This is a genomic window from Patescibacteria group bacterium, assembly GCA_026417895.1.
Classification (GTDB): domain Bacteria; phylum Patescibacteriota; class Patescibacteriia; order UBA2591; family CALHIP01; genus CALHIP01.
The window spans coordinates 32,697-41,943 of the sequence record JAOACJ010000011.1; the positions used below are offsets into that span (position 1 = coordinate 32,697).

The following is a 9,247-nucleotide window of genomic DNA, read 5'->3' on the forward strand; positions in this document are numbered from 1 at the left end:
TTAACATCTTATCATTTTAACATTTCATTTTAACATTTAAACATGATAAATTAGGGATATGATTCAGGATAACCTGGCTAGATTGTTTTTCTTCGAAAAATTTTTTTAATAAAACCTTCTTTTCTTTTAAGAGGCAAATTTTCTTGAATATTTTTTTTACCTTTTCTCTTTTTTTCAGAAGGTTTGGAAGTTTCTTCTTGAATTTGAACTTCGTTTTTTGGTAAAATTTCTTTTTCTGGTTCTTTTTCTTTCTCTTTTTCTCTTATTTTTTCCTTAACCACAACCCCTTCTTTGACTGAAAGAACTATCGTCAAATGAGAACTTCTTTTTCTTATCGGCGTCGCCCGACCAAAAGCCCGCGGCAACCAACGATAAAGAGTGGGTCCTTGGTGAGCAAAAATTTCTTTGATATATAAATCTTCTTTTCTCAAAGCATACTGATGAAGAGCGTTGTGTACCGCCGAGTGTAAAAGTTTTAACAGCGGCCGGCAAGCCCTCTTGGGTAAATGAAGAAGTTGGGCCTCAGCTGAAACCACGTCAAGCCCGCGAATGACATCTAAAACTGCTCTCACTTTTCGAGGGGCCAAACGAAGATATTTTAATTTTGCCACAATTTGCATAAATTTTTATTTTGAACTACTTTTAGCCTTTTCTAATTCTCTCTGCATTTTCCCACCATGTTTAATAAATTTCCTAGTTAAAGCAAATTCTCCTAGCCGATGACCAATCATTTCCTCTCTTATTTTCACGGGAACAAAAATTTTCCCCTGATGAACATGAATTGTTAAACCAACCATCTCGGGCAAAATAGTCGAATCGCGAGAATAAGTTTTGATTTCTCTAATTTGACCATTTTTAAATTTATTGATTTTTTTTAATAATTTTTGATCAACAAAAGGTCCTTTTTTTAAACTTCTGGCCATAGATTTATTTTCTTCTTTTAACAATAAATTTATCCGATTGTTTTTTCTTTCTAGTTTTAACTCCTAGAGCCGGTTTACCCCACGGTGTTTTTGGATGTTTCAAGCCAATCGGTGTATGTCCTTCGCCACCACCATGAGGGTGATCACGCGGTGACATCGCCTTTCCTCTTACTGACGGCCTGATTCCTAAATGTCTTTTTCGGCCAGCCTTGCCTAATCTTATTAACCAGTGATCAATATTACTCATTTGACCGATGCTAGCCAAACATTCTTCTGAGACCTTTCTTATTTCTCCAGAAGGAAGTTTTATTTGAGTATAGCCATTTTCTGAACCCATTACTGTCGCATAACTGCCTGCTGCTCTAGCCAACTGACCACCTTGACCTTTAAATAATTCAATATTAGAAACAATTGTCCCAGTAGGAATGAATTTTAAAGGCATCCGATAGCCAATCTTCTGTTCTATTTTTGAACGCGAAGTAAGAACTTCATCGCCAACCTTTAAACCTTCTTGAGCTAAAATATATCTTTTCTCTCCATCGGGATAGACAACTAAAGCAATCAGGGCGGAACGATTTGGATCATATTCAATTGATTTAATTTTTCCTTTAATTTCAAACTTATCTTGATAAAAATCGATCTGACGGTAAAGTTTTTTTGCCCCTCCGCCGCGGTGGCGAACGGTTATTTTTCCTTTCGATCGACCGGCTTTTGATTTTTTGCCAGAGATTAAAGACTTCTCCGGCTCTTTACGAGTTAAAATTTTTCGTTCTAAAACAGTGGCTTTTCTTCGACCAGCAGTAGTTGGTTTGTATAATTTAATCGGCATAATTATTTTGTTGTTAATTCTAATTTTTCATTTTTTTTAAGAGTTACCAGTGCCTTTTTCCAATTTTTGGTTCGACCAACTGTCCGTCCAGAACGAATTTGTTTTCCTTTTATTCGCATAAGATTGACTTTTACTGGTTTAACTTTGTAAACTTCTTGAATAGCTTTTTTAATTTCAATTTTGTTTGCCTTTGGCGAAACCTCAAAAACATACTTTCCCTCTTTTTCTAAAAGAGTTGATTTTTCAGTGATAATTGGTTTGATTAAAATTTGATCAGCTTTCTTTCCCATATATTTCTTCTATTTTTTTGAGACCCCCCTTTGTAGAGAGTAGATATTTATAATTCAATAAATCAATAAGATTCAAATTGTTAGCCAAAGTAATTTTAAGATAAGGAAGATTTCGACCCGAAAGGATAATTTTTTCATCTTTTTTTTCTAAAACAAGTAAAGTTTTTTCTTGTCTACTTGGTAATTTTTTTAGAATTTCTTCAATTTTTTTAGTTTTAATTGCCGGCAGTTCTAATTTATCTAAAATAATGATTTTTTTATTCAAAACCTTATCAGAAAGAGCCATTTTTAAAGCTAATTTTTTGACTTTTTTATTAATTTTCTTTCTATAGTTTCTTTCTTTACGCGGACCAAAAATAATACCACCGCCTCGCCATAGAGGAGATCGAATTGAGCCTGCTCTCGCCCGACCCGTTCCTTTTTGTCGCCAAGGTTTTTTACCACCACCTCGAACTTCACCACGGGTTTTCGTGTTTGCCCAGGGTTTTCTTAAATTAGCCAACATGGCCACAACCACCTGGTGAATAATTTCTGGTTTCGGTTTTAGACCAAAAACACGAGAAGAAACGCTGGTCGTGCCAACTTTTTCACCGGCCTGATTGTAAAGATCTATCTTCATATTAAGAACTTTTTATCTCTAATAAATTGCCTCGTCCACCCGGAACAGCGCCTTTGACAATAAGCAAATTTTTCTCTGGTTGAACTTCTATCACTTCTAAATTTTTAATACTCACCCTTTCATTACCCATCCGACCAGCCATTTTTTTACCCTTTAACACTCTTTGTGGCGCCGTTGCTCCAATTGAACCAGGGTGACGGGCATCATGTTTAGTACCGTGACTAGCGGGCATTCCCTTAAAACCATGTCTTTTGACAACTCCGGCAAATCCTCTTCCTTTTGAAAGGCCAGAAATAGTAACCTTCTCACCTGGTTTGAAAATTGAAACCTCGATTTTATCCCCAATTTTATATTCTTGAATTTCTGATTTTGAATTTTTAATTCTGAATTCTTTGAGATATTTAAATTCTTTTCCTTTTTCGGTTTTTTTTATTTTTTTCGATTTCTTTTTTTCAAAGCCAATTTGAATTGCTTCATATTTATCTTTCTCTTTGGTTTTAATCTGGGTAACAAAACAAGGTCCAGCCTTGATTAAGGTTACGGGAACGACCTGATCATTCTTAAAAATCTGAGACATTTCTATTTTTTTCCCTAAGATAAATTTCATGACCATATAAATTAATTCTCTGAATGAAAAACTGGGCTCACGCCCAGTTTTTCAAGGCGGATAAGAGAAATTAAAAATTAAAATTTAATTATTTTAATGAAAAACATTGGATCATTAAAAAATAATTTACGTTTTTATTTCCACATCAATTCCGGCCGGTAACTGTAAATCTGTTAAAGCTTCAATCGTTTTGGGCGTCGGCTCTAAAACGTCAATTAATCTTTTGTGGATCCGACTTTCAAATTGATCACGGTGGTCTTTATGAACAAAAGTCGAGCGGAGAACAGTATATTTTCTTTTTTCTGTTGGCAGAGGAATCGGGCCAAAAATTTTTACCCCTGTTCTTTTTAATGTCTCAATTACCGTCCTAGCTGACTGATCAAGAATTCGATGATCATAAGCCCTTAATTTTATTCTTAACCGAGGTTTAAATTCAATCTCTTCTTTTTTCTCTTTAATAACTTTTTTCGGTCGCGGCATCTTATAAAATAAACTAATAAATTATTAAAGAATTAATAAATTAAAAAAATTAAAGCTATTTTTGGACAGGTTATCACTTAACTATTTTTGTCACCACCCCTGCTCCAACCGTTTTACCTCCTTCCCGGATAGCAAATCTCTGTTTCTCTTCTAAAGCCACTGGTTTAATCAGTTTAATTTTAAGATTAAGGGTATCACCAGGCATAGCCATTTCTATTTTTTCTGGTAAGGTCACCTCACCAGTCACATCAGTTGTCCTGATATAAAATTGTGGTTTATAGCCAGAGAAAAATGGGGTATGTCGACCTCCTTCTTCTTTTGATAAAATATAAGTTTCCGCTTCAAATTCGGTATGAGGAGTAATCGTGCCTGGTTTAGCAATAACCTGACCTCTTTCTACTTCCTCTTTTTTAATTCCTCTTAAAAGAATACCAGTATTATCACCCGCTTGACCCTCATCTAATGATTTTCTAAACATTTCAATACCAGTAACTACCGTTTTTTGTGTTGGTCGTAGACCAACAATTTCTACCTCATCATTTAAATGAATTTTTCCTCTCTCGATTCGACCGGTTACCACCGTCCCTCGACCCTCAATAGAGAAAACGTCTTCAATAGGCATCAAAAATGGCTTGTCAATTTCTCTTTTTGGTTCCGGAATATAAGAATCCAAGGTATTGACCAATTTAATAATTGGTCCACACCACTGACAATCTTCTTTGCCACAACCACACTCTAAAGCTTTAAGAGCTGAACCGCGAATAAAAGGAATTTCATCGCCGGGAAATTCGTATTTCTTAAGAAGGTCTCTAACCTCTTCTTCGACTAAATCAACCAAATCTTTATCTTCAACCATATCAATCTTATTTAGAAAAACAACTATGGCCGGAACACCAACCTGACGGGCCAAAAGAATATGCTCTCTGGTTTGAGGCATAGCACCGTCGGGTGCAGAAACTAATAAAATCGCACCGTCCATCTGAGCAGCACCAGTGATCATATTTTTTACGTAGTCAGCGTGTCCTGGACAGTCAATATGAGCATAATGTCTTTTCGGTGACTCATACTCAACATGAGCGATATTAATCGTTAATCCTCTTTCTCTTTCTTCTGGCGCATTGTCAATCTGATCAACGCCCTTATCCTCGGCCTTTAAACCAATGGCTCTTAAACACTTTAAAATGGCAGCCGTTAAGGTGGTTTTGCCATGATCAACATGGCCGATAGTGCCCACGTTTAAATGTGGTTTAATTCTTTCAAATTTTTCCCTTTCAGCCATAGATTTAACCTCAATTTTTCGTAAAGATGCTTAAAATAAGGTTTCTTTACGAAATTAATTTTAAAGATAAATTAGAATAATTATAACAAATAATTATAACAAAAAACATCTTCTAATCAAGAGGTTTTTCAACAGGGCTGTGAATAACTATTTTTTAACTTCTGTTGTTATTTTTTCTTGAATATTCGTTGGTACCTCCTCATAATGAGAAAATTCCATGGTAAAACTTCCTCTACCCTCGGTCATTGAACGAAGAATGGTCGCATAACCAAACATCTCTGCTAAAGGAACTAATGCATCAATTACCCTCGCTTCGCCTCGAGTTCTTGTTTCTAAAATTTTTGCCCTTTTAGCATTTAAATCACCAATCACCTCGCCCATAAATTTTTCTGGCACAATCACTTCTAATTTCATAATTGGTTCAAGAAGAACTGGGGCGGCCATTTTTTCTCCTTCTTTAATCGCTCTTTGGGCGGCAATTTTAAAAGCAATTTCCGACGAGTCAACTTCATGAAAAGAACCATCGTAGACCGCCACTTTAAGATCAACAACTGGATAACCAGCTAAAACTCCTTCATTTAAAGCTTCAATCACCCCCTTCTTAATAGCTGGAATATATTCTTTAGGAATAATACCACCTTTAATCTCGTCAATAAATTCAAAACCTTTACCTCTTTCTGCTGGTTCTAAACGAAGCCAACAATGACCATACTGACCACGACCGCCTGATTGATGAATATATTTACCTTCAACTTTAATTGGCTTAGTGATAGTTTCCTTGTAAGCTACTTGAGGTTTACCAACATTAACCTCCAGACCAAATTCTCTTTTCATTCTTTCAATTAAAATATCTAAATGAAATTCTCCCATACCAGAAATAATTGTCTGTTGAGTTTCTTCGTCAGTTTTCACTTTAAAGGTTGGATCCTCCTGGGTGAGTTTGCTTAAAACTAAGCTCATTTTCTCTTGGTCGGCTTTTGTCTTTGGTTCAATGGCTACAGAAATGACTGGTTCGGGAAAGGTAATTTCTTCTAAAATGATCGGGTGGTTTTCATCGCAGAGAGTGTGACCGGTAGCCGTATTTTTTAAACCCACTGAAGCGGCAATTTCACCAGCATAAATCTCTTTAACCTCTTCTCTTTTATTGGCGTGCATTCTTAAAATCCGACTAATTCTTTCTTTCTCGTTGTTATTAGCGTTTAAAACGTAGGAGCCGGCTTGAAGTTTGCCAGAATAAACTCGGAAATAATTGAGTGTCCCTGCAAATGGATCAGCTGCGATTTTAAAAACTAAAGCGGCAAAAGGCTCCTCGTCAGAAGGTTTTCTGATAATTTTTTCTTTTGTTTTTGGGTCAAAACCTTCAATTGGTTTAACTTCTAAAGGTGAGGGTAAATAATCACAAATCGCATCAAGTAAGGGTTGAACACCTTTATTTTTTAAAGCCGAACCACAAAGAACTGGAACAATTTTTGCCTCAACTATTGCTTTTCTTAAAACCTTCTTTAAGTCTTCGATTTTTATCTCTTGCCCCTCAAGGTATTGATGCATCAATTTATCGTCATGCTCAACAATCGCTTCAATTAATCGATGGCGATATTCTCTAATTTTTTCTTTTAAATCTGGCGGTGGCACTTCTTCTTTTATTTCTTTACCCATTTCATCTAAATAGATAATTGCCTTTTCTTTCAGTAAATCAACGACGCCTTTAAAATTATTTTCTGCTCCGATTGGCAATTGAATCGGATAAGCATTTTTCGTTAATCTTTCATGAATACTTTTTAAAGAGCCGTAAAAATCAGCCCCTAAACGATCCATTTTATTGATAAAGGCAATGATTGGCACGTTAAATTTTTCTGCCTGATGCCAAACTGTTTCTGATTGAGGCTCAACGCCAGCCACACCATCAAAAACTACAACCGCCCCATCTAAAACCCTTAAGGATCTTTGAACTTCGGCTGTAAAATCAATATGCCCTGGCGTGTCAATAATATTAATGCGACAATCTTGCCAAAAACAAGTCGTGGCGGCCGCCGTGATGGTCACGCCATGTTCTTTTTCTAACTCCATCCAGTCCATATCAGTTGTTCCATAATGGACTTCTCCAACTTTATGTTTCTTTCCGGTGTAATACAAAATTCGTTCGGTAACAGTTGTCTTACCGGCGTCGATGTGAGCAATGATGCCAATGTTACGAGTTTTTTCTAAAGAATATTCTCTTGGCATAATTTTATTTAACAAACTTGGCTAGATGGGCAAAGGCTTTATTAGCTTCAGCAGTTTTATGAAGTCTTTCTTTTTTCTCCACAGCTGAACCAGTGTTTTTTGCCGCGGCTAAAATTTCCTCGGCTAATTTCTCTATCATCGATTTCCCTTTTTTCTCTCTAGCTGCTTCAATTAACCAACGAGCAGCTAAAGTAAATTTTCTTCTCTCATTGACTGGCACAGGAATTTGATAATTGGCCCCGCCAATGCGACGAGATTTGACCTCCACCTGGGGTGAGGCATTTCTAATCGCTCTTTGAAAAACTTCTAAGGGATCCTCTTTTGTTTTTTCCTTGACGATTTCAAAACTTTGATAGACAATTTTTTGGGCCAATGTTTTTTTACCTTTTCTCATTACGTAATTAATAAATTTAGCAATAGTTTCGCTCCCATATTTTGGATCAGGTAAAATTTTTCTAAGAGGTGCTCTTTTGCCACGCATAATAAAAATTTTAATAATAATCCTATTTGCTCTTTTTTGCCCCGTAAAGACTCCGTCCTTGTTTTCTTCCTTCTACTGGCGCCGCGTCATAGACGCCTCTTACAATGTGATACCTTACGCCTGGCAAATCTTTAACCCTCCCTCCTCTTACTAAAACAACCGAGTGTTCTTGTAAATTATGACCAATGCCAGGAATATAGGCCGTAATTTCTTCACCCGAAGAAAGTCTGACACGAGCAATTTTTCGTAAGGCAGAATTAGGTTTTTTTGGTGTCATCGTCGTTACTTTCAAACACACGCCCCTTTTAAAGGGCGAGGGTTTAGAAATTCTTTTTCTTTTTAAAATATTAAAAATAGTTTGTAAAGCAACAGATTTGCTCTTTTTCTGAATTTTTTTTCGACCCTTTTTGATTAATTGAGAAATAGTTGGCGACATAGTAAAAAAATATTATACAAGACAACCGTTTATTGTCAAGAAATTTTATCCCCAAAGAAGGAGGGGTCGTCCAATAATCAATTTAAAAGTAAAAGAAACGATTGCAAAAATAAGAGGTAAGCCAAAGAAAACAAAAATTAAAATTAAAAATAAACCCATTCTTTCTAAAATTCTTTCATAGCGTTTAAAATAAGTAGGTAAAAGAGAAAAAAGAATCCTTGAACCATCTAAGGGGGGGATAGGGACTAAATTAAAAACGGCTAAAAAAATATTGGCAAAGGTAATCATCGAAAGAAAGTGAGTAAAAGAATTAAGAGGCAAAAACCTGACCATTAATCCAAAGATTATAGCTAAAGCCAGGTTGGCTAGTGGTCCGGCTACCGCGACTATACCTGGTCCGTATTTTTGATTTTTTAAAAGATAAGGATTAAACGGTACTGGCTTAGCATAAGCAAAAAGAAATCGACCATGAGTATAAATAAATAGAAAAAGGGGGATCAAAATTGTACCAAAAGGGTCGATGTGGGCTAAAGGGTTTAAAGTCAATCGACCAGCTTCTTTGGCGGTTGAATCTCCTAATTTATCAGCCGACCAGGCATGAAAATATTCGTGGATAACGGCTGAAGGAATAATAATAAAAAAGAAAAAAAATAAATTCATATCGTTTCGCTTTTTCTACGAATTACGAATTTTTTACGAATATACGAATTTGTATATTTGTCCTGATTGGTAAATTTGTTATCAATTCTCTTGCCAAAATCTTAAAATTATGTTAAATTAATTTATCAACTTATTCAATTAATTATTTCTCCTATGTCTCGAATTTGTCAAATTTGTCAAAGAGGGACGAGGGTCAAAATTTCTCGTTCTCATTCTAACATCGCCACCAAAAAAAGGCAATACCTTAATTTAAAAAAGAAAAAAATTGGCAAAAGAAAAATCAAGATTTGTACCAGATGTCTCAAGGCAAAATCAAAAATTAAAATTACAAAGAATCGGGGTGTGGCCCAGTTGGTCTAAGGCGCAGCCTTGGGGTGGCTGAGATCGGCGGTTCGAATCCGCCCACCCCGACTATTATTT

Annotated in this window: 13 protein-coding genes and 1 tRNA gene; 2 read left to right on the plus strand and 12 right to left on the minus strand. The window is 35.8% G+C overall.

Translation table 11 applies throughout. From position 1 onward, the window contains the following. Positions 1-77 precede the first annotated feature (77 nt). The 12 genes from rplV to N2259_02020 all read right to left on the minus strand — a co-directional run bounded on the left by rplV (position 78) and on the right by N2259_02020 (position 8,827). Complete coding sequence (gene rplV / locus N2259_01965) at positions 78-620, minus strand: 50S ribosomal protein L22 (protein MCX7778987.1); 543 nt, start codon at positions 618-620, stop codon at positions 78-80. Between the two features lie 6 nt (positions 621-626). After that, positions 627-923 carry a 30S ribosomal protein S19 gene (rpsS, locus tag N2259_01970; protein MCX7778988.1) on the minus strand — a complete coding sequence of 99 codons (297 nt, stop codon included), beginning with the start codon at positions 921-923 and terminating at the stop codon, positions 627-629. A 4-nt stretch (positions 924-927) separates the two neighbouring features. Then, positions 928-1,752, minus strand: a complete 825-nt coding sequence (gene rplB / locus N2259_01975; protein MCX7778989.1) for a 50S ribosomal protein L2 — start codon at positions 1,750-1,752, stop codon at positions 928-930. Positions 1,753-1,754: 2 nt separating this feature from the next. Then, positions 1,755-2,042 (minus strand): 50S ribosomal protein L23, encoded by a 288-nt coding sequence (rplW, locus tag N2259_01980; protein MCX7778990.1) that lies wholly within the window; start codon positions 2,040-2,042, stop codon positions 1,755-1,757. After that, positions 2,026-2,661 carry a 50S ribosomal protein L4 gene (gene rplD / locus N2259_01985; GenBank protein ID MCX7778991.1) on the minus strand — a complete coding sequence of 212 codons (636 nt, stop codon included), beginning with the start codon at positions 2,659-2,661 and terminating at the stop codon, positions 2,026-2,028. The genes rplW and rplD overlap by 17 nt, the downstream gene beginning before the upstream one ends. Before the next feature lies 1 nt (position 2,662). After that, positions 2,663-3,274: a 50S ribosomal protein L3 gene (rplC, locus tag N2259_01990; GenBank protein MCX7778992.1), complete on the minus strand. Its 612-nt coding sequence runs from the start codon at positions 3,272-3,274 to the stop codon at positions 2,663-2,665. A gap of 120 nt (positions 3,275-3,394) precedes the next feature. Beyond that, on the minus strand, positions 3,395-3,748 hold the full coding sequence (gene rpsJ / locus N2259_01995) for a 30S ribosomal protein S10 (GenBank protein ID MCX7778993.1): 354 nt from the start codon (positions 3,746-3,748) through the stop codon (positions 3,395-3,397). Between the two features lie 73 nt (positions 3,749-3,821). After that, positions 3,822-5,027 (minus strand): elongation factor Tu, encoded by a 1,206-nt coding sequence (tuf, locus tag N2259_02000; GenBank protein MCX7778994.1) that lies wholly within the window; start codon positions 5,025-5,027, stop codon positions 3,822-3,824. Positions 5,028-5,174: 147 nt separating this feature from the next. After that, the gene (fusA, locus tag N2259_02005; protein MCX7778995.1) at positions 5,175-7,250 is read right to left on the minus strand and encodes an elongation factor G; all 2,076 of its coding nucleotides are present in this window, start codon (positions 7,248-7,250) and stop codon (positions 5,175-5,177) included. Between the two features lie 4 nt (positions 7,251-7,254). Continuing rightward, positions 7,255-7,731, minus strand: coding sequence for a 30S ribosomal protein S7 (rpsG, locus tag N2259_02010; GenBank protein MCX7778996.1), 477 nt, complete (start codon positions 7,729-7,731; stop codon positions 7,255-7,257). Between the two features lie 22 nt (positions 7,732-7,753). Further along, positions 7,754-8,167, minus strand: a complete 414-nt coding sequence (rpsL, locus tag N2259_02015; protein ID MCX7778997.1) for a 30S ribosomal protein S12 — start codon at positions 8,165-8,167, stop codon at positions 7,754-7,756. 45 nt (positions 8,168-8,212) lie between these two features. Then, complete coding sequence (locus tag N2259_02020; GenBank protein ID MCX7778998.1) at positions 8,213-8,827, minus strand: site-2 protease family protein; 615 nt, start codon at positions 8,825-8,827, stop codon at positions 8,213-8,215. A gap of 153 nt (positions 8,828-8,980) precedes the next feature. Between N2259_02020 and N2259_02025 the strand changes: the two genes are divergently transcribed. Both N2259_02025 and N2259_02030 read left to right on the plus strand, forming a co-directional pair. Continuing rightward, positions 8,981-9,187: a 50S ribosomal protein L28 gene (locus N2259_02025; GenBank protein ID MCX7778999.1), complete on the plus strand. Its 207-nt coding sequence runs from the start codon at positions 8,981-8,983 to the stop codon at positions 9,185-9,187. Continuing rightward, positions 9,164-9,238: transfer RNA gene (locus N2259_02030), tRNA-Pro, on the plus strand. Before N2259_02025 ends, N2259_02030 begins: the two co-directional genes overlap by 24 nt. Positions 9,239-9,247: the final 9 nt, after the last annotated feature.